Here is a 17,938-nt window from a genome sequence, read left to right as displayed (position 1 = left end):
TTCTATTGGTTTACCCTTTTCTTGTTTGCCGCTATGGTAAATGACACATTGAACCACCATTGGATTGAAAGGAATAACGATGAACCAAACGATAGACACCATTCTTGGCCACCGCTCCATTCGTAAGTTTACAGGACAAGCCATAGACAGCGCTCAGCTCGATACCATTATTCAGTCGGGTATCGCGGCGTCATCGTCAAGCTTGCTTCAAGTGGTTTCAATCATTCGAGTCACTGATAAAGACAAGCGTCAGTTATTGGCAGAATACGCAGGAAACCAAGGGTACGTTGAGAGTGCAGCGGAATTCTTGGTTTTCTGTATTGACTACCAACGGCACTGCACCATCCAGCCTGATGTTCAAGCTGACTTTACCGAGCTAACCTTAATTGGCGCCGTGGATTCTGGAATTATGGCTCAAAATTGCCTATTGGCTGCAGAGTCTTTGGGGCTAGGTGGCGTATACATTGGGGGGCTGCGTAATAACGCGGCAAAAGTTGACGAACTGCTGGGGCTACCTAAACACGCCGCTGTGCTGTTTGGGATGTGCCTTGGTCATCCTGCCCAAGATCCTGAAGTTAAGCCTCGTCTTCCGTCGACGGTTATCATGCATGAAAACCAGTATGAGCCGCTCAATCTTGCTGAGGTTGAACGTTATGATGAGACGATGAAAGACTATTATGCGACGCGCACGACTCATAAAAAATTAGCAGGTTGGTCTGAGCAAACAAGCTCAAAGCTTACGGGGGAGTCTCGTCCTCATATGCTGAGCTATCTCAATGATAAGGGATTGGCCAAAAGATAAGGGTGACTAAGCATCTTAGTGAACTTGATTAGTGAACTTGATTAGTGAGCTTGAGCGTCTATTGAGCCCCTGATGGTTTGGGGCTCAATCTTATTGTTCATGATTCAGTGAAAATGAATCTATGGCGTGTCTTGATGAAACAAGGGGGTTGGTTTGGCTCTTATATAACAGAAAGCGTCGAAATAGCTAAAAGAGCCAGTGCGGGTTCACCTCTTGTTTCAAATCATCACTCGCACGGAGGGGCTTGATAGATCGTCGCTAGACCACCTAATGAAGTTTCCCTGTACTTCTTATTCATATCCTTACCGGTCTCGTACATCGTCTCGATTACCTTGTCGAGTGAGATAAGGCACTTACTGGTTCGCTTTAAAGCCATGCGAGAAGCATTGATCGCTTTCATCGCACCCATCGCATTACGTTCAATACAAGGCACCTGAACGAGTCCACCAATAGGGTCACAGGTCATCCCCAATGAATGCTCCATCGCTATCTCTGCGGCAATACACATTTGCTCGTTACTGCCCCCTCGCAACGCAGTCAGCCCCGCTGCAGCCATGGATGAGGATACCCCCACTTCGCCTTGGCAACCGACCTCAGCGCCTGATATGGAAGCATTGGTTTTGTACAAAATACCAATGGCCCCAGACACAGCAAGAAAATCCTTCAGTTGTTTGGTATCTAGTTCTTTAATGAAACGGTGGTAGTACATAAGAACAGCAGGAATCACGCCCGCAGCGCCATTTGTCGGTGAGGTGACTACCTGGCCCCCTGCGGCATTTTCTTCGCTCACGGCAAAAGCAAACAGGTTAATCCAATCGAGGATTTCCATCGGGTCATTCTCAATCACTGCATTGGCTTCGAGTTTTTTTAGCAGGTTTGGCGCTCGTCTGGTGACGTTCAATCCACCGTCTAAAATGCCTTCGGTATCGAAACCCCGTTGCATACAAAGAGACATCACCTTCCAAATTTGGTCCGCTTTCGCGTCTATATCATCCTGATTGAAGAAGCTTTGTTCATTTTGTAAGATCATGCCACCTAGGCTCAACCCAACCGTTTCTGCCTGTTCTAACATCTCTTGCGCGGAGCTAAATGGGTATTTGACCGATGTTTCACTCACTTCATCTTTGTTCTCTAGCTCAGAGGCGGTGGCAATAAAGCCCCCTCCGGTAGAGTAATAGGTTTCAATCGCAAGTTGGTTCCCTTGATCATCATAAGCACTGATGTTCATTCCATTTTCATGCAAGGGTAAGTTTGTTTTGTGAAAAAGAATATCGCGTTCGTAGACGAAATTGATGGCGTGATCACCGGCGATACACAGTGAATGATCGTCGATGGCGGCTTGCATTTCTTTATTGGCAGTAGATACCTTGATGGTGTCTGGTCGGTAGCCTAGCAACCCAAGTATTGTTGCTCTGTCAGTGTGGTGGCCAATCCCTGTTAAAGATAAAGACCCGTACAAATCTACCTGAATACGCGCCACTCGCGATACTTGTTCGTTAATGAGACGAGTGAATCGATATCCTGCAATCATAGGGCCATTTGTGTGGGAGCTGGAGGGTCCAACGCCAATTTTATAAATGTCAAAAATCGATAGCATAACTTCGTCCTACCTTGAGTGTGTCTGTTAAACTGAACCAACTTATTAAGTTTAGCCCCTAAGTGAATGAGCGTTCGCCTGTTTTCAAGGTTAATCTAACCTAAAAACTTGAATGTTAATTGAGCAGAGAAGAGAATTGAGACATTAGTATGATTATTGATAGAGTTGTCATTTTGCTTGGTAAGCGTTTGCAGAATAATGCGCTGACTTTGGAAGGGAAAAGTCGAGTAGATGCATTATTGGATTTTCTGCCTAAGCAAAACGTCTCGAATACGGCACTCTTGTTCTGTGGAGGTCTGACTAAAGGTCAGAACATATCTGAATCTCAGGCAATGTATGACTACTTTCTATTGAACGAAAAATCGACGGACTTCCCCGAAAGCCATATTCTTTTAGAACAAAACTCGACCAGCACTGTTGAGAACATACAACATGGATCAGCCGCATTGCTGGAAAGCGGCTTGTTATCAGAAAGAGGGCCGTTGGAAGTGGTCTTTGTATCGAATGACTATCACCTTGAGAGAATCTTTGAGATTCAGACGTTAATGGATGAACAAGGCCTACTTGGTGTGCTTCGTGCTCGTTGCCTAGAGCAAGGGGTTAATCTGAAAATTTCGTATCAGCTAAGCGATCATGTTTGTGTCGATTATCCGCATTCGGGTTTTCAGTCAGAACTCTTTCTAAAAGTTGAAGCATTAACAACGTATCGCGTGTATTTGGAAGGGGTTGTCGCGGGCGCATTTAAAAGAGAATTGTCGAGTGTTCGAGAAGCGCCATTGCGTATTGCCACGCAAGCGTTAACAGGGATCGAAGATTTACTTAAACAGAGCAGTGACTATGAATTACTCGTTGGACTGATGGACGTTCTAGAAAAATCAATTACAGAGACAGTACCGGATTTGCCTATAAAAAAAGTAAGGGAGTATCTTGCTGTTCTTGATACTAACCTTACCTTATTGAACCGATATTTAGACCCTGAGAGTCAGTTAGAGACTCGCTGGTGGCGTTGAATTAGCCTTCGCTTTTCTCTTTTTCTTGAGCGTTACGGTAGTATTCCCACTGCTCTGTGCGTTCTTCTTCAGAGACAGCACAGTAAGTGACGCGTTGTTCATTTTCAGACACGGTTTCAAGTTTGCCACCCTGTTGAACGCAATAAACAGAAGCTGGATTTGAAATTGAAGTGTACTCTTTTACTTCGTATTCATCGGGTTCGCTCGAACAGCCAGCCAGTACAGCAACAACAGCTAAGCCCGCAAAAATAGTGGTTTTTTTCATTAAAATCTCCAAGTAAATATCGTTATGTCTTTAGTCAGTATACGAGAACCTCTAAAAAATATTGTGTTAAGTTTGTCAAAAAATTGAAGATGTCTAGAATTAATACAAACAACGCATTAATTACACATTGATCCAATTGACGATGTTTTTCAAAGTAATGCAAATACCACGTAAGGATCTCGGTATGTCAGGGAATAAATTTAGGCTTGTTACTCGTAGTGATTTTGATGGATTAGTTTGCGCAGTGTTATTGAAGCAACTTGATTTAATAGAAGAAATTAAGTTCGTACACCCTAAAGATATGCAAGATGGCATCGTCTCTATCACTGAAAATGACATCGTGACTAACCTTCCTTATGTTGCCCATGCCCACCTTGTTTTTGATCACCACCTTTCAGAGAAAATTCGCAATCCAGGTGAGCACCCTAACCATATTATTGAGCCTGATACGCCCTCCGCAGCTCGTGTTGTGTGGAATCACTATGGTGGAGTGTCTACCTTTCCAAGTGAGTGGGAAGAGATGATGGAGGCCGTAGACAAAGGGGATTCCGCCGACTTTACTCGCGATGAAGTCCTAGATTCGACAGGGTGGAATTTGCTTAACTTCCTAATGGATGCGCGAACGGGTTTAGGTCGTTTTCGAGAGTTTAGAATCTCAAACTATGCACTCATGATGGATCTGATTGATTTTTGTAAGAACCACCCGATAGAAGAAATTTTGCAGCTCCCGGATGTGATGGAGCGTGTGTCTTTGTATCGCGAGCATGAAAACCTGTTTAAAGAACAAATAGTGCGCTGCGCCCAAGTCCACAGTAATTTGGTGCTGCTGGATTTGACCAAGGAAGAGACTATCTATGCCGGTAATCGCTTCATGATTTATGCAGTGTTCCCGCAATGCAATATTTCCATTCATAAGATGTGGGGTTTTCAAAAGCAGAACATTGTTTTTGCAACGGGCAAATCGATCTTTGATAAAGGCTCTAAAACCAATGTTGGAGAGTTAATGCTCAAGTACGGAGGTGGGGGACATAAAGCCGCTGGAACATGCCAAATCAGTGTTGAGAAAGCGGAAGAAGTACAGCAAGCGCTCATTGAAAAAATAACGACTGACGGCTGACTTCGATTCGTTAACCTCATGAATTAAAAAGAAAGGCTCACTATCTTTAAGATATTGAGCCTTTAATCTATACACCTAATTTTTTAACGAACAATGACGGCTTAAATAGGCATTACACGATTTCGACCAAGTTGCTTTGCTTCATAGAGCAGTGCATCGGTTCTATCGACAAGAGACTCGACCGTGTCCCCTGGCTGAAATTCAGTCACACCAAAAGAAGCAGTAATATTGGCGATCTGTTTTCCCGAACGACGATCTTTAATCGACAGTTTTTCAATTGCTCGCCTCAGTGTCTCGGCGAATTGCCTTGCGATACGTATTGACTTGTTTGGCACAATAAGAGCAAATTCTTCGCCACCAAATCGATAAGCGGTAATGCCATCTCTACAACTCGTTTGTAAACGTTTCGCGAGTGCACGAATAACAGTATCACCAAAGAGGTGTCCGTAATTGTCGTTAAACTTTTTGAAGTGATCAATATCAAGCAATATCAGTGACATGTGTTGACCAGCGCGACACAGTGAGAATAAATCAGCGTCAAACGCTCTGCGGTTATACAGGCTAGATAAGCTATCAAAAAGAACGTCTTGTTGCACTTGAGCAAGTTGAGATTTCAATCGAGAAATCTCTTGAGTGGCGGTATTGAGTTGCCCATTGAGGAAATCGGTAGAGCTACGAATTTCTCGGGATTCAGACACTAGCTGACGGATGACGCCCATCACTTCATCAATGGATAAACCTTCACTTTCTACTCGGCTGAGATCCGTGAAACTCTTATCAATGAACTCAGAAAAAGAGGACGTATCCGATAGGGTATCTGTCATAGAACTGGCTACTTCGTTGACCAGTACTTCGATATTCTCTCGAAGGCTGGTTAGATCGGTTTCTGCCTGTTCCGCTACATAGTTGTTGTATAAGTCTTTTCCTGCTGCAGGAGGACATACACCAAAATTCTCGACAACCATGTCGAGTTCTTGGTTTAATTCTGGGTTACTCTCATCGACGTACGTATACCACACCGCATAATTTGCTGGAGTGGCGGCAACGTGGTTTTTCATCATCAATGGAACCGCTTTTTTTAAATTAGCTGTCGATTTTTTGAAGTCGTCGCTCGTCATTTCTATTTTTGCTGCCATAACTAACAAATACTTATAAGCCTAAGATTAGCTGATTAATCGGATTTTTGCTTTAATAATCTTGGCCTATTTTAATATAAAAACTCTAAGCTAAATCAATAAAAACGTCAGGTATTACGAATTTTTACCGCACTTGGAGATTTGACTTGTCGCACTGCAACGATAATTTGGGGTAATAGCGATGCTGCTATCATGCAAATCATCAATATGTATTGGTAAGAAGTAAAGGAATCACCGATCAAAACAAAGCCACTGAGAATCCCCGCAATAGGGTTCGCTATACCACCAAAAGTGAAATCAACCACCGACATTCTTTGCAGCAGCCAGACGTACATTCCGTACCCAAGCGCCGTATTAAAGCCAATAACCCAAAGAAGCCCCAAGAAGTTATGCATAGTGAAGTTTTGATAAACACTCACATAAGGTGCTGAGTCAATGACAAAGTGGAACCCTGACGCCAAAGACAAAATAGTACCGCCAATCAATAGCTGCCAGGTCAGTACACTCCACCAGTCCATCTTATTACCCAAAGACTTTGTAATGCTGCTTCCGACGACGATACACATAATAGCGGCCAACATCGCCGCGAGGCCGAGAGGGTTGAGGCTGATTGAACGAGGATCAAACAATAACCAAGCCAATACAATCAGCATGATTCCAGAAACGGCTTGCAATAGGTTTGGTCGTTTATTTTCAACCACCCAGTGAAATAGCATGGCAAAGACGGGCACCGACACCATTCCCACGCCAGATATTGCCGAGGGTAAGGTTAACGCCATGACGAAAATAAGACCGAAGAAGGTCGCAATATTAATTAAACCCAAGCTAAACAGTACTTGCCATTCCCCTTTCTTAGGTAATGTTGGTTTTACTAATAGCAACAATAAGCCTGCAGGTAAGGCACGCAGTGCACCCAGCAATAGCGGTGGCCAGTCGGGCAGCGTAAATTGAGTCACTGCATAGGTTGTTCCCCAAAAAAAGGCAGGGATCATGGCTAAAAGTATGTTCATAATTAAATATCTTCACGTTAAGATAGTTTTGTTTGAATTTACGCCTAAAATCACGATTTGTAAAGTATCTTTATGTTAAGATATTTGCAAGTGATCTATTTTTTTATTAGGGAATACAGCAATTATGGACGCAATTGAACGAGTTGTAGAGCAGTGGGCGATTGAAAAACCAGAACTGGACACACAACCAATGGCGATGCTTGGTCGCTTGCTAAGAGTGTCTAAACATTTAGAGACGCAAGTGGCAGAAACGCATAAAGAATATGATTTGAAGCTTGGAGAGTTTGATGTGCTAGCGACTCTACGTCGCAGTGGCAAACCGTATAACCTAACGCCGTCTGAGCTTATTGATTCAATGATGCTGACTTCCGGCGCTATGACGAATCGATTGGATAAGCTAGAAAAGAAAGGCCTGATTGAGAGAACGCACAGTAAAGAAGACCGCCGCAGTGTATTTGTAAAACTGACGAAAGATGGCTTAGTGTTGATTGATGAAATGATGGGCAAGCATGTGGATGTTCAAACTCAACTTGTTGAATCGCTGTCAGCGCCGCAAAAGAAGCAACTGAACCAGTTGCTAACGGTATGGCTTGCGCAGTTTGAATCCTAAAGTAAGAGCCGTTTTGATCGTCAAAAAATAGGTAAGGTTATGGACAGTAAAACCCTTGAACAACATCTCTTGAGCTATTTAGGCGCTGAGATTGATTTCCCTTTTGGTGATGAAGTACAGGTCTTCAAAGTGAAGGGAAAGATGTTTGCGCTTATTGCTGAACGAGATGGGCGTCAGAGCGCGAACTTAAAAGTAAATCCGGTCGATGGTGAAGTGTTGGTCAGTCAATTTACGGGTATCAAACCTGGCTATCATATGAACAAGCGCCACTGGATAACCGTTGATCTTAATGACGATGTAGAAGACTCAATGATATTGGATCTTAGTGAACGCTCTTACCAACTTGTTGTGAGCAAAATGAAGAAATCAGACCGAGAAGCGCTTCAGAACTTGAAATAAGAAAGCCACGCAATAGCATGGCTTTTTTTACGAAGTATGAACAAATTCCAAGGATCAAACTGATACTATGGATGAAATTGGCGCTAAGGATAAAATAGACACCTAAGCGGTTTGTTTGCTCTCTTCTATGTGTTTCGCACCCTTAAGCATCGCTTGTATAAGCTCGCCGGCATTAAATTTTTCCAGCGCTTCATGGGCACCCACCTGATGCGCTCTCTCTATACAAATCTCACTGGACAATGAGGTGTGCAAGATACAGTAAGCTCGATCAAGCTCAGGCGAGTTCTGCACTTCAAACGCCAACTCATAGCCATCTAGCCCTGGCATTTCGATATCACTCACCAATAAGTCGATGGCTTCATCTGAAGAGGACTGAACCTTCATCAGCTCAAGCGCATCGAGCCCATTTTTACAGATCTGGTATGGAATATTGATTCTATCTAGAGCGTCAGCCAGCTGTTTCCTTGCAATGGAAGAGTCGTCCACTAACAGAATATTGAGGGCTTTGAGTCTCTCTCGCTCGATGTCCGTTAACATTGGAATGTTAGCCGACTCGTACTGAGGATAGATCTTAGACAGCAGCAGCTCTACATCGAGCATCTGTACGATTTGCTCATTGTGGCGAGTGATCCCGGTGACAAAAACATCTTTGCCTGTCGATTCAGGAGCCGATTCAATGGACCGCCAGTTACATTCAATGATCTTTTCTATCGAGCGAACCATAAACGCAACAATCGTTCGCAAGCAATCGGTCACAATCAAATAACAGTTGTCGTACTCTTCAGGTTGTATCGGTCTAAAGCCAATTGCGGCCGCCATGTCGATCACTGGAACCGTGAGATCGCGAATGGTGACGGTACCCACTACATGGTGGTGAGAGTAAGGGATTTGAGTCGTAGGCATATAAGGGACAATTTCCCTTACTTTTAAGGTACCAATAGCGAACAACTGCTGTTGAGCGTTAAGGGTAAACATAAGCATACCTTGTGACTGGTTTGCTTTACTGGGTGTCTTTGCCATGGTTTGTCTCAAAATTGTGTCGACTACTAATTATAGTACTCAAATTTGTGAAGTGAGCAATGCCAATGGGACTTGAATGCTGTAACAGTGAAGCGTTTATTGATCTCGTACCATAATTCGCGCAGGAAAGTGCTAGGTGAAGATCTTGGTAGGTTGAGGTAGAATCGCGGCAACGAGTGATTAGGTCAATAGACGCGAGATTAACATGGCAAGTACGGCAGCAGCGCTTCATATTCTGGTGAAGCATAAAGAACAAGCAGAAGACATTATTAAGCAACTGAAGAAAGGCGCTAAGTTTCAAACACTAGCGAAGAAACACTCTAACTGCCCGTCTGGTAAAAAGGGTGGAGATTTAGGTGAGTTTCGTAAAGGCCAGATGGTTCCTCAATTTGATAAGGTCTGTTTTTCTGGTGAAGTGCTGACGCCGCACCTAGTGAAAACAAAATTTGGTTGGCACGTGGTGAAGGTTCTATATCGCACTTAATGTTTGCCTGTGAATTCGAGCTTAGGTCGTTTGTTGCCTAAGCTCGATGAGTTTTGAATCCAACCTTCTTTATTTTATTTGTTCCTTCCCGTTTTGCACCCCCTGCTTTTGGTGATGAATCCGCATCTGTTTCTTGACCCGCTCTCTCTATCTTCCTGTCTATTGACCAGCGTTGATCCCATCCAGAACAAAGTTGATAAAAGTTCTGTTCTTTAAGGAAAGATGCTTTGAGCGATACAAAAGGTTTATCGGTTTCGCTTTAGGAGCAGAGTCTTCCAGTATTTCAACCAGTTTCCCTGATTCCACTTCTTCCTGAACCAAAATATTGGGTTGTAAGAGCACCCCTGCACCTTGAATAGCAGCAAACTTTAAGACATCACCATTGTTAGATGTGAGCCTTGTGTTGTGCTGTCTAAACGTACTCGACGGCAGATTCTGTACCTGTTGGCTCTCTCCCTGTTGGTACTGAAAACCAAGGCAGCTGTGACGTTTGAGATCTTCTAATGATTCAATCTGGCCTTTGGCTTCGAGATAGCGAGGGGAGGCGCAATAGATCATTTGATAGTGTCCAAGGTGACGGGCCACCAGAGAAGAGTCAACCAGTTCACCGATTCGAATAATGATATCCGCATCAAATCGAAACGGATCAATGAGGTTGTTATCGAGCATTAATTCAATATTAATGTCGGGGTAGTGGGCTAGGAACTCGGCGACAATCGGGGCCAGTACTTTCTTTCCGTAAGTGACAGGGCAATTCACTTTCACAGTACCTTGTGGTTGATTGGTCAGTGTTTGGATCATGCCTTCCGCGTTAGCAATATCTTCTATAATTCGATGACACTCTTGGTAGTAGATTTTACCCGCTTCCGTTAGCGACTGTTTTCGGGTCGTACGGTGAATCAACTGTGTGCCCAAGCACTGCTCTAGCGATCGAATGTGCTTCCCTGCCATGGTGGGAGAGATATCAAAATGATGCGCTGCGCCGCGGAAACTGCCGTGCTCTACGACGTACGCGAACACCTTCATGCTGGTGAGTTTGTCCATTGGGTACTCTGAGTTTATAAAGAATCAACTAATGACGAGTTTATCAATTTGAAGGCTTTAATTACAGTGACACATCATCAATATCAATAGCAATATAAAAAGCAAAGAGAGTCACTATGAGCGAAGCGATATTTGTTACTGCTGAACTAAAAATGAGCGCTGAGAAACCGAGAGAGCACGTTGTTAAAATGATCGAGCAGTTTTGCCTTGATATGCAAAGTGAAGCGGGGTGCTTGCATGCAGCTGCGACGTTCGATGAGCAAGAACCGAGGCGTGTTATTTTATGGGAGCAATATGAAAATAGGGCTGCAATTGAAGCGCATTTCGCCATGAAACACACTCAAGCCTTTATCGCCTCAGAGACAGCGGAACTGGTTCAGTTTTTTGAAACACAAGCGTATGGAGAAGAGTCAGAATGAAATGGGGAATTGTTGGAACAAGCTTTATTTCAGGCGTGATGGCGGAAGCAATCAAAGCGGATGAGCAAAGTGAGCTATACGCGGTAGCTGGGCGTTCAAAGACGAATCTAAACGCCTTTGCTGAACAGTATTCTATTGAACACGTTTATCTAGATTACGATGCGTTACTCAATGATGATGCGGTGGATATCATCTATATCGCATTGCCAAATCACCTTCATCACGACTACATCATTCGGGCCGCTAAAAAGGGCAAGGCGATCTTGTGTGAAAAATCACTCTCTATCGATATGGAAAAGACTGAGCTGGCGCTTCAGGCCGTTAAACAGCATCAAGTATTCTTTGCCGAAGGATTGATGTATTTGCATCATCCTCTAATTACAGCACTTATGGCTGTGCTTGAGTCGGGTGAAATTGGAGAGTTACGCTCAATCCACACATCCTACATTGCGTCAATTGCGCAGTTTGTAAACCCAGCGAGTAAAGGTGCACTTTACAATCTTGGCTGCTACCCCATTTCCTTAGTTTACCTTGTTGCAAAAACGATGCTTGGCGAACAGGCATTTGAGAACCGTTCGTTGCAAGCCATAGGAAGACGAGGTGAAGACAATAATGTATGTGAATCTAGCTTACTTATGAGTTTTGGCGAGCAATGCAGTGCGTCTGTTCATACTGCAGAAGATCATGGACTCAAACATCAGTTTACTATTCTTGGCAGCAAGGGTTGTATCACGATGGAGTCAAACCCATGGTTACCGACACAAGAAAATAGCTTTAGCGTTGAACTCTATGAGACATCTAAGAGAAAAGTATCGGTTGACGCAGAGGGCGATGCATTTTTCTATCAAGCGAGACAGGTGCGTAAAGCGGTCGAAGCGGGGCAGAAGCAATTAGTCAGTCCCTGTGCATCTTGGCAAGACTCTTACAACATCATGCAATTGCTGACCGAATGGGAATGCCTGAGTAACGTTTAGTGCGAGCTAAAGGTCGTTTTCTATTGGTGTCGTTGGTCATTAACGCGATGGCTGCTCGGTTCTAAACACGTAAAAAAGATTGCCCGCTTGGAGGTTATTTCCTATGCCTATTGTTTCAACAAGTTGGCGGAATAACGAGTCACCCGAGAACGACCGTTTTGCTTTGCGTAGTAGAGGGCTTTGTCGGCTTTTCTTAACAGCTCATCCAAAGGTTCATGGTTGCCTAAGCAATCCGACACCCCTGCAGAAAAACTGATGTTAGTGATTGTATTCTTTGGGGTCGTCAGTGATAAGGCTTTTACTGACACTAAAATCTCATTGACGATCTCGGTAAGCAACTCGGCGCTATCGTTGCTATGAAGGATACAGAACTCCTCGCCACCAAGCCGCGCTAACATACTTGTTTCTGGCAGCATCTCTTTAATATGTTGTGTCAACGACTTGAGTATTTCGTCGCCAAAGCTGTGCCCATAGGTATCGTTGCAATGTTTAAAATGGTCAATATCAATGATGGCAACGGCGCAATGAATGTTAGGGCTGTTTTGCTTTAGTTGTTGATACTTAGAAAAAAGGGCTCGTCGATTAGCAATACTCGTGAGTTGGTCAACGTGAGCAAGCATGTACATTTCTTGGCTGTACTTCTCTAGCATATGAGAGGAACTATGAAGCAGCTGTTGAGATTTCTCTAGTTCAGTGACGTCTTGGCCGTGGGCGACGAATACATGGTTATCTTCGTCATGATTGATCTTAAAATCATAGAGTAAGCGTCGTTTTTCTTTGATTTCCAATCTGAATGTTGACTTTTTTTCCTTACGCTCAGATTGGTTTAGAACCGCTGAGTGTATCGAGCGCACTGCACGGTTTTCTTTGACCTGTTTTTCGTCGATTGGCCATGTTTGTTTGGAAACGGGATAGAACAACTGTTGGCTATATTGATTGATAAAAACGATTTGGAGAGTGCGAGAGTCAAACAATAGGATGGGCGAATCAATTGCATGCAGTAGATCAAAATGGTTGGCCATGTCATTACTCACATTGATTGAGAATCATGTTTTTTTTGGTAGTAATCACAGTGATTAAATGTTCAATATCTGGATGTTCCACACCAAATTGAGTGAGCACAGATTGGAGTGTCGTCACTATTTCATTCCATGCTGCGTCGGTTATTGATAGATGTGCATGGGCTTTTGAAAGTTGCGAATCATCAAAGCACTGAGGCCCGCCCATCAAGGAGCTAATGAAGTTAACCTGATGATCAATCAGAACATGAAAGTTTGTATTTTCGAAGTACGGGCCTAATGTTTCTGATTCTAAAACCTCATCGTAAAACGCTTCAACGATCTTATGTATCTGACCAAAGCCACCATACTTCATGTATAACGAAGGCTCCAAGGTGTTACTCCTATTACTCAATAAGCGACATGGTGCATAAAAGTTTGCTGCAATCTAACTATAGGTTATCTCATTGATATGGCTAGCCGAACCCTTGAAAGTTTGACCTCAATGGGGTTATTAGCGTGAACGGTATTCCGCAGGGCTAATACCGACCACTTTTTTAAACACTCTAGAGAAATTGCTGACATCGTTGTACCCAACTAAGTACGCGGCTTGCTCGACCGTGCAACGATTAATCGTGATCTCTTTTTTTGCGAGATCCATTTTATAGCGCAACCGATATTGCTGAGGGGTTAACTGCAACGAACGTTTAAATGAGCGAGTTAACGTCTTCTCACTGACGTTGCAGATTCGCGCCATATCTTGATTGGACTGCTCGTTTAAAGGCGTATCCTCGCAGTACTTCTGCGCCTTAAGGACTCGTTCGTCACCATGGTTATAGTCAGGGATGAAGCGTTCATAATGCGCTTGAAGGCGGCCACTAAAATCCAGTAGGCACATATCTGCAACTTCATGGGCTAACTCAAACCCGCAGAATCGTGCAATAAGATGAAGAGTAACATCTTGAAAGGCAAACAACCCCGATCCCGTTACGATGGATCCTTCGTCAACAACCATTTGGTGCTTCTTTACGTGCTCAATCGTCGGGTGTTCGGCAGCCAACTTATCACATAACTTCCAGTGCGTTGTGGCGGAACGGCGCTCCAGTAATCCGGCATTAGCTAACCAAAACACACTTGCACAATTGGCGGCAATCGTGGTGCCTTGCTGGCTCACTTTAATCAATTGACTAATCATAGCGTCGTCGGAAAAGTCTGGTTTGATTCCGAGTTTGGCGGGTGGAATAAACAGAAGATCCAGATCTGGCACATCCTGCTCAATGCTGATCCTTTGAACCTCAAAGGCAGGCTGCACGCGAACATGGTTTGCGATAGCTAGGATATCTTCAACGCCTGTAACCGCAGAAAGCATGGCGTGTTCCGTGACTAAAACCCCGACTTTAATGAGCTGTGTGTCCATACGTATGAGCGCCTTAATAAGCTTGTCCATTTGTGACTTTTAAAAGTCTATTTTAGTCATTATATAAAAGCATTGATGCTTGTAAAGTCTCTTTAACGTTAAACGGAATCCAAACAAAAAATACTTAAAGGAGAGTTGTTATGACGAATCAAGCGTTGGTAATTATCGATATACAGAACGATTATTTTTCTGGAGGTACACTGCCTCTGCATGAACCCGTTGAAGCGGCGAAAAAGGCTGCAGAATTGATCGAGCGTTATAGAACATCTGGCCTGCCCGTTATTCATATTCAGCATCTTGCGGCCAGTGACGATCTCGGTTTCATGTTAGAGGGAACAAAGGGGCAAGAGATTCATTCCAGTGTTGAACCGATTGCAGGAGAGGTGGTGCTCATCAAGCATTTCCCCAATGCATTCGCTAAAACCGAGCTGAGCGACGTACTCACTAGGCTCAATATTACCGACATTGTTGTGGCTGGAATGATGACCCACATGTGCGTAAGCAGCACAATCAGAGCATCATTAGAACATGGCATAAAAACAACCGTGGTGCATGATGCTTGTGCAACCTGCGATTTAGAGGTGTTAGGCAAAAAGATACCTGCTGATACCGTTCATCACACAGCGCTGGCTGAAATCGCGACCATAGCTAAAATTTCTAGTTGTGAAGAAGTGATTAGCGATCTGTCTCGATAGTTCCAACAAAGGGTCAGCTATTAGCAAAGGAGAATACAATGGATATTCACGCGTTGTATCAAAGGGTTCAGAACAACCGAGAGAAGATTGATCTGTCGTTAAATGGGGTCAATCAGTACGATTTATTGATTGCGGCCCACAGCAGTTGTGGCGATAACTTCACTAACACTATTGGCTACTGCCTCCAAATCAGGCAAGGCGATGGGACGGTAGGCTCAGACAATCAGGTGTTCTTACGGCATTGTGATGGTTCGGTTTCGGTTCATTATCAACAGGCGTTTTATCGTGTGTCCAATACTGACAGAGCTGAGGTGTTGCGGCGATTTACAGTGAAACCCGAAGATGAGAGACCAGATGTCGAGTTGTGTTGCCCGAATGGTATCGCTGAATCTCGCTTTAGGGTTCCATTGTCGGAAGATTGCTATTCTTAGGTTGGGCTTTCTATGATTGAGGTGAGTAGGCAACTAATGAGGTGGGCCAGTTGGCCGAAAATATCAGCCTTGAGGTGTTTGCTCCTATTGATTTTGATGTAAATGACCAACGGAATAAGACAAACCGTTGGTCATCTTGTCGTTCAAGTGGTGTGGCTAGGCCACCATTTCATCACAAAACAGTTTTGCGTAATCAATGCCATTGAATGCGCAACTTTCGTCCACGTCCGAAAGATCCCCACTGACGCCAATAGCACCTAGAACCGTCTTATCGGCATCACGAATTAATAGCCCACCAGGAACGGGCACCATGTTTCCATGAGCGAGAACGTTCACAGCAGAAATAAACGCAGGTCGAGTATCGGCATCTTGTGCCAGTTTTCTAGACGAGCAACCCAAGGCGAGTGCTCCCCAAGCTTTTGCGACGGCAATGTCAGGACGCATCATGCTCGACCCATCTTGACGCTGTAGTGAGATGAGCTTCCCACCGCTGTCCAGAACGGCGACAGTCAGTGGTGCACTATTGGTTTGTTGCCCAGCTTGTAGCGTTCCATCAATAATGGTTAGCGCTTGCTGAAGAGTTAAACTTCCCATGTAATCTCCTAAGTCTGTGATTGCCATCCACACTATTGGGCATCAGTACAGCTCGCTCGTGCATCGTTGATCAAACTTCGATCAGACACGTGTCCTGATGAGAGCCGTTTACCTTAGAGAGGTTAATACCAAGGGCGTCAGTGCCCACGGTTTCTGAGTCTCTAAGTGTCAACGCCAATACCGATAGAGTGTTAGCTTCTTGTAAGAAGCGGATAGCTTGGTAAAGTTAGGAAATTGGCAAATTGTTTCGCAGTCGAAAGTTCGTAGAAAAGATCCGCCGTTTCTTGGAATCTTCCTGCCGCGTAACGCGCTTCGCCAACTTCTTGTGAAATCGTATCTAGCTCTTCGTAGAGCCATTTTTGTAAGCTCTCTTTAGTAAAAGGCTGGCCATCGTCGAGCGTGATGCCATGATGAATCCATTGCCAAATATTCGCTCGTGAGATCTCGGCCGTCGCCGCGTCTTCCATCAAGCCATAGATAGGCACACACCCCAATCCTTGAATCCAAGATTCCATGTAATACAGGGCGATTCGAATATTTTTGCGCACGCCTTGTTCATCACGTCTACCAGTGCATGGTTTAAGAAGTAAAGCTGCGTCAATGGTGTGTGTTGGGCTATCAAAATCGAGTTGATTGGTTTTACCGTTCAGGTATTTGTTAAAGGTCGACATCGCAAGATCCACAAGGGCAGGGTGAGCCACCCAGGTACCATCATGGCCGTTCGTTACTTCACGTTGTTTGTCTTCAATCACCTTCGCGGTTACGCCAGACATTTTCTGTGGGTCTTTGTTGGGTATGAAGGCCGACATTCCGCCCATCGCCAGTGCGCCACGTGCATGACAGGTTCGCACCAGTAACTGGCTATAAGCATTGAGGAAGTCTTGGTTCATGCCTATTCCGTGTCTGTCGGGCAGAATTCGGTCAGCGTGATTCTTGAGCGTTTTGATGTAGCTGAATATATAGTCCCATCGGCCACAGTTCATCGCTACGATATGATCTTTCATGGCATGCAGAATCTCTTCCATTTGGAAAACCGCAGGCAGAGTTTCGATGAGAACGGTCGCTCGAATCGTGCCTCGATCAACCTTAAAATAATCTTCAGTAAAGCGGAAAATATCATCCCACCATTGGGCTTCTTCCATGCTTTCAAGCTTAGGAATGTAGTAATAAACCCCCAGTCCATTTTGGGCTCGACTTTGGTAGTTGTGGAAGAAATACAGCGCGAAATCCATCAAGCAGCCGGCAATCGCATGACCATTGAATACGATTCCCTGCTCTGGAAGGTGAATACCACGAGGGCGAGCAATGAGTTGTGTGTGCTCTTGATTGAGCTGATAGTGTTTGTTTTTTGCTTCATCGGTATAGCTGATTGTGCCTAGGTTGGCATCACGCAGGTTAATTTGGCCATCCACCATATTTTCCCACGTCGGAGCCGAGGCATCTTCAAAGCAGCACATGAATACCTTGGCGCCAGAGTTCATGGCATTGATCACCATCTTTCGATCAATCGGGCCGGTAATTTCAACTCTTCTGTCTAATAGTGGCTTGGGAATACTCGCGACGCGCCAGTTCTTATCTTCTCTAATATGGCGTGTATCTTGTCGAAAGTCAGGCAGCGCACCATTGTCAAACTCGGCTTGGGCAGTGTCACGAGCATTGAGCAGGGCGTTACGTCGTTCTTGGAAATTGTCTACTAGCTGATGTAGAAACTCGATAGCAGGCTTGGAAAAGATCGCTTTGTATTCTGGATTATAAAGAGCGCCTTTAATTTCTAGTGTCGAACTTCCTTTATTGGAAATCTCTTTACTAGACGGCTCAGTGCGGTCCACTACGTTATTTGAATTCATTGTTCGTCTCCTTAAACAATACCGATTGAATTTGTATACAAAATCAAATTTACATGTCTACTTATATTT

21 protein-coding genes are annotated in these 17,938 nt (G+C 44.3%); 10 read left to right on the top strand and 11 right to left on the bottom strand.

Annotation, left to right across the window (positions count from 1 at the left end; translation table 11 throughout):
* Positions 1–79: 79 nt before the first annotated feature.
* A complete protein-coding gene (gene nfsA, locus BCU12_RS09810; RefSeq protein WP_102404140.1) occupies positions 80–802 on the top strand; it encodes an oxygen-insensitive NADPH nitroreductase in 723 nt (240 codons plus the stop codon).
* Between the two features lie 226 nt (positions 803–1,028).
* Here nfsA and BCU12_RS09805 read toward each other — a convergent pair whose 3' ends face one another.
* The gene (locus tag BCU12_RS09805; RefSeq protein ID WP_102404139.1) at positions 1,029–2,399 is read right to left on the bottom strand and encodes an L-serine ammonia-lyase; all 1,371 of its coding nucleotides are present in this window, start codon (positions 2,397–2,399) and stop codon (positions 1,029–1,031) included.
* 149 nt (positions 2,400–2,548) lie between these two features.
* Between BCU12_RS09805 and BCU12_RS09800 the strand changes: the two genes are divergently transcribed.
* Entirely contained in the window at positions 2,549–3,409 is an 861-nt protein-coding gene (locus BCU12_RS09800) for a YdcF family protein (RefSeq protein ID WP_102404138.1), read from the top strand.
* A 1-nt stretch (position 3,410) separates the two neighbouring features.
* Here BCU12_RS09800 and BCU12_RS09795 read toward each other — a convergent pair whose 3' ends face one another.
* A complete protein-coding gene (locus tag BCU12_RS09795) occupies positions 3,411–3,674 on the bottom strand; it encodes a DUF333 domain-containing protein (protein WP_102404137.1) in 264 nt (87 codons plus the stop codon).
* Positions 3,675–3,858: 184 nt separating this feature from the next.
* Between BCU12_RS09795 and BCU12_RS09790 the strand changes: the two genes are divergently transcribed.
* On the top strand, positions 3,859–4,791 hold the full coding sequence (locus BCU12_RS09790; RefSeq protein WP_102404136.1) for an exopolyphosphatase: 933 nt from the start codon (positions 3,859–3,861) through the stop codon (positions 4,789–4,791).
* Positions 4,792–4,892: 101 nt separating this feature from the next.
* Here BCU12_RS09790 and BCU12_RS09785 read toward each other — a convergent pair whose 3' ends face one another.
* Both BCU12_RS09785 and BCU12_RS09780 read right to left on the bottom strand, forming a co-directional pair.
* A complete protein-coding gene (locus tag BCU12_RS09785; protein ID WP_198599301.1) occupies positions 4,893–5,909 on the bottom strand; it encodes a GGDEF domain-containing protein in 1,017 nt (338 codons plus the stop codon).
* Between the two features lie 125 nt (positions 5,910–6,034).
* Positions 6,035–6,937, bottom strand: coding sequence for an EamA family transporter (locus BCU12_RS09780; protein WP_102404134.1), 903 nt, complete (start codon positions 6,935–6,937; stop codon positions 6,035–6,037).
* Positions 6,938–7,061: 124 nt separating this feature from the next.
* Here BCU12_RS09780 and BCU12_RS09775 point away from each other — a divergent pair, with 124 nt between their 5' ends.
* Positions 7,062–7,547: a MarR family transcriptional regulator gene (locus tag BCU12_RS09775; protein ID WP_102404133.1), complete on the top strand. Its 486-nt coding sequence runs from the start codon at positions 7,062–7,064 to the stop codon at positions 7,545–7,547.
* Between the two features lie 39 nt (positions 7,548–7,586).
* The gene (locus BCU12_RS09770; protein WP_102404132.1) at positions 7,587–7,946 is read left to right on the top strand and encodes an MmcQ/YjbR family DNA-binding protein; all 360 of its coding nucleotides are present in this window, start codon (positions 7,587–7,589) and stop codon (positions 7,944–7,946) included.
* A gap of 102 nt (positions 7,947–8,048) precedes the next feature.
* On the opposite strand, the gene BCU12_RS09765 is transcribed toward BCU12_RS09770, so the two are convergent.
* On the bottom strand, positions 8,049–8,966 hold the full coding sequence (locus BCU12_RS09765) for a chemotaxis protein (protein WP_102404131.1): 918 nt from the start codon (positions 8,964–8,966) through the stop codon (positions 8,049–8,051).
* Between the two features lie 205 nt (positions 8,967–9,171).
* Here BCU12_RS09765 and ppiC point away from each other — a divergent pair, with 205 nt between their 5' ends.
* A complete protein-coding gene (ppiC, locus tag BCU12_RS09760; RefSeq protein WP_102404130.1) occupies positions 9,172–9,450 on the top strand; it encodes a peptidylprolyl isomerase PpiC in 279 nt (92 codons plus the stop codon).
* Between the two features lie 159 nt (positions 9,451–9,609).
* Here the strand turns inward: ppiC and BCU12_RS09755 are convergent, their stop codons facing one another.
* A complete protein-coding gene (locus BCU12_RS09755; RefSeq protein ID WP_102404129.1) occupies positions 9,610–10,494 on the bottom strand; it encodes a LysR family transcriptional regulator in 885 nt (294 codons plus the stop codon).
* 116 nt (positions 10,495–10,610) lie between these two features.
* Here BCU12_RS09755 and BCU12_RS09750 point away from each other — a divergent pair, with 116 nt between their 5' ends.
* Positions 10,611–10,913, top strand: coding sequence for an antibiotic biosynthesis monooxygenase (locus tag BCU12_RS09750; RefSeq protein ID WP_102404128.1), 303 nt, complete (start codon positions 10,611–10,613; stop codon positions 10,911–10,913).
* Positions 10,910–11,887 (top strand): Gfo/Idh/MocA family oxidoreductase, encoded by a 978-nt coding sequence (locus BCU12_RS09745; protein WP_102404127.1) that lies wholly within the window; start codon positions 10,910–10,912, stop codon positions 11,885–11,887. Before BCU12_RS09750 ends, BCU12_RS09745 begins: the two co-directional genes overlap by 4 nt.
* A gap of 107 nt (positions 11,888–11,994) precedes the next feature.
* Here the strand turns inward: BCU12_RS09745 and BCU12_RS09740 are convergent, their stop codons facing one another.
* The 3 genes from BCU12_RS09740 to BCU12_RS09730 all read right to left on the bottom strand — a co-directional run bounded on the left by BCU12_RS09740 (position 11,995) and on the right by BCU12_RS09730 (position 14,302).
* Complete coding sequence (locus tag BCU12_RS09740) at positions 11,995–12,909, bottom strand: GGDEF domain-containing protein (protein WP_102404126.1); 915 nt, start codon at positions 12,907–12,909, stop codon at positions 11,995–11,997.
* 4 nt (positions 12,910–12,913) lie between these two features.
* The gene (locus BCU12_RS09735) at positions 12,914–13,279 is read right to left on the bottom strand and encodes a group 1 truncated hemoglobin (RefSeq protein WP_133153852.1); all 366 of its coding nucleotides are present in this window, start codon (positions 13,277–13,279) and stop codon (positions 12,914–12,916) included.
* Between the two features lie 120 nt (positions 13,280–13,399).
* On the bottom strand, positions 13,400–14,302 hold the full coding sequence (locus BCU12_RS09730) for a helix-turn-helix domain-containing protein (RefSeq protein ID WP_241909793.1): 903 nt from the start codon (positions 14,300–14,302) through the stop codon (positions 13,400–13,402).
* 140 nt (positions 14,303–14,442) lie between these two features.
* Between BCU12_RS09730 and BCU12_RS09725 the strand changes: the two genes are divergently transcribed.
* Both BCU12_RS09725 and BCU12_RS09720 read left to right on the top strand, forming a co-directional pair.
* Positions 14,443–14,997 carry a cysteine hydrolase family protein gene (locus BCU12_RS09725; protein ID WP_102404123.1) on the top strand — a complete coding sequence of 185 codons (555 nt, stop codon included), beginning with the start codon at positions 14,443–14,445 and terminating at the stop codon, positions 14,995–14,997.
* Between the two features lie 38 nt (positions 14,998–15,035).
* Positions 15,036–15,428, top strand: a complete 393-nt coding sequence (locus BCU12_RS09720; protein WP_102404122.1) for a hypothetical protein — start codon at positions 15,036–15,038, stop codon at positions 15,426–15,428.
* Between the two features lie 156 nt (positions 15,429–15,584).
* Here BCU12_RS09720 and BCU12_RS09715 read toward each other — a convergent pair whose 3' ends face one another.
* On the bottom strand, positions 15,585–16,022 hold the full coding sequence (locus BCU12_RS09715) for a heme-binding protein (RefSeq protein WP_102404121.1): 438 nt from the start codon (positions 16,020–16,022) through the stop codon (positions 15,585–15,587).
* A 191-nt stretch (positions 16,023–16,213) separates the two neighbouring features.
* Positions 16,214–17,869, bottom strand: a complete 1,656-nt coding sequence (gene aceB, locus BCU12_RS09710) for a malate synthase A (RefSeq protein WP_102404120.1) — start codon at positions 17,867–17,869, stop codon at positions 16,214–16,216.
* Positions 17,870–17,938 lie beyond the last annotated feature (69 nt).

The organism is Vibrio sp. 10N.261.55.A7 (assembly GCF_002877365.1).
Classification (GTDB): Bacteria; Pseudomonadota; Gammaproteobacteria; order Enterobacterales; family Vibrionaceae; genus Vibrio.
Note: the sequence above shows the minus strand (reverse complement) of the source record. Positions and strands in the feature narration are given on the sequence as shown.

What these genes read in the sequence shown, in the direction of transcription:
- BCU12_RS09715 (WP_102404121.1), bottom strand. Translation starts at nt 16,022, where the DNA reads ATGGGAAGTTTAACTCTTCAGCAAGCGCTAACCATTATTGATGGAACG.
- nfsA (WP_102404140.1), top strand. Translation starts at nt 80, where the DNA reads ATGAACCAAACGATAGACACCATTCTTGGCCACCGCTCCATTCGTAAG.
- BCU12_RS09785 (WP_198599301.1), bottom strand. Translation starts at nt 5,909, where the DNA reads ATGACGAGCGACGACTTCAAAAAATCGACAGCTAATTTAAAAAAAGCG.
- BCU12_RS09790 (WP_102404136.1), top strand. Translation starts at nt 3,859, where the DNA reads ATGTCAGGGAATAAATTTAGGCTTGTTACTCGTAGTGATTTTGATGGA.
- BCU12_RS09740 (WP_102404126.1), bottom strand. Translation starts at nt 12,909, where the DNA reads ATGGCCAACCATTTTGATCTACTGCATGCAATTGATTCGCCCATCCTA.
- BCU12_RS09725 (WP_102404123.1), top strand. Translation starts at nt 14,443, where the DNA reads ATGACGAATCAAGCGTTGGTAATTATCGATATACAGAACGATTATTTT.
- BCU12_RS09730 (WP_241909793.1), bottom strand. Translation starts at nt 14,302, where the DNA reads ATGGACACACAGCTCATTAAAGTCGGGGTTTTAGTCACGGAACACGCC.
- BCU12_RS09775 (WP_102404133.1), top strand. Translation starts at nt 7,062, where the DNA reads ATGGACGCAATTGAACGAGTTGTAGAGCAGTGGGCGATTGAAAAACCA.
- BCU12_RS09770 (WP_102404132.1), top strand. Translation starts at nt 7,587, where the DNA reads ATGGACAGTAAAACCCTTGAACAACATCTCTTGAGCTATTTAGGCGCT.
- BCU12_RS09805 (WP_102404139.1), bottom strand. Translation starts at nt 2,399, where the DNA reads ATGCTATCGATTTTTGACATTTATAAAATTGGCGTTGGACCCTCCAGC.
- BCU12_RS09745 (WP_102404127.1), top strand. Translation starts at nt 10,910, where the DNA reads ATGAAATGGGGAATTGTTGGAACAAGCTTTATTTCAGGCGTGATGGCG.
- BCU12_RS09750 (WP_102404128.1), top strand. Translation starts at nt 10,611, where the DNA reads ATGAGCGAAGCGATATTTGTTACTGCTGAACTAAAAATGAGCGCTGAG.
- BCU12_RS09800 (WP_102404138.1), top strand. Translation starts at nt 2,549, where the DNA reads ATGATTATTGATAGAGTTGTCATTTTGCTTGGTAAGCGTTTGCAGAAT.
- ppiC (WP_102404130.1), top strand. Translation starts at nt 9,172, where the DNA reads ATGGCAAGTACGGCAGCAGCGCTTCATATTCTGGTGAAGCATAAAGAA.
- aceB (WP_102404120.1), bottom strand. Translation starts at nt 17,869, where the DNA reads ATGAATTCAAATAACGTAGTGGACCGCACTGAGCCGTCTAGTAAAGAG.
- BCU12_RS09780 (WP_102404134.1), bottom strand. Translation starts at nt 6,937, where the DNA reads ATGAACATACTTTTAGCCATGATCCCTGCCTTTTTTTGGGGAACAACC.
- BCU12_RS09765 (WP_102404131.1), bottom strand. Translation starts at nt 8,966, where the DNA reads ATGGCAAAGACACCCAGTAAAGCAAACCAGTCACAAGGTATGCTTATG.
- BCU12_RS09755 (WP_102404129.1), bottom strand. Translation starts at nt 10,494, where the DNA reads ATGGACAAACTCACCAGCATGAAGGTGTTCGCGTACGTCGTAGAGCAC.
- BCU12_RS09720 (WP_102404122.1), top strand. Translation starts at nt 15,036, where the DNA reads ATGGATATTCACGCGTTGTATCAAAGGGTTCAGAACAACCGAGAGAAG.
- BCU12_RS09795 (WP_102404137.1), bottom strand. Translation starts at nt 3,674, where the DNA reads ATGAAAAAAACCACTATTTTTGCGGGCTTAGCTGTTGTTGCTGTACTG.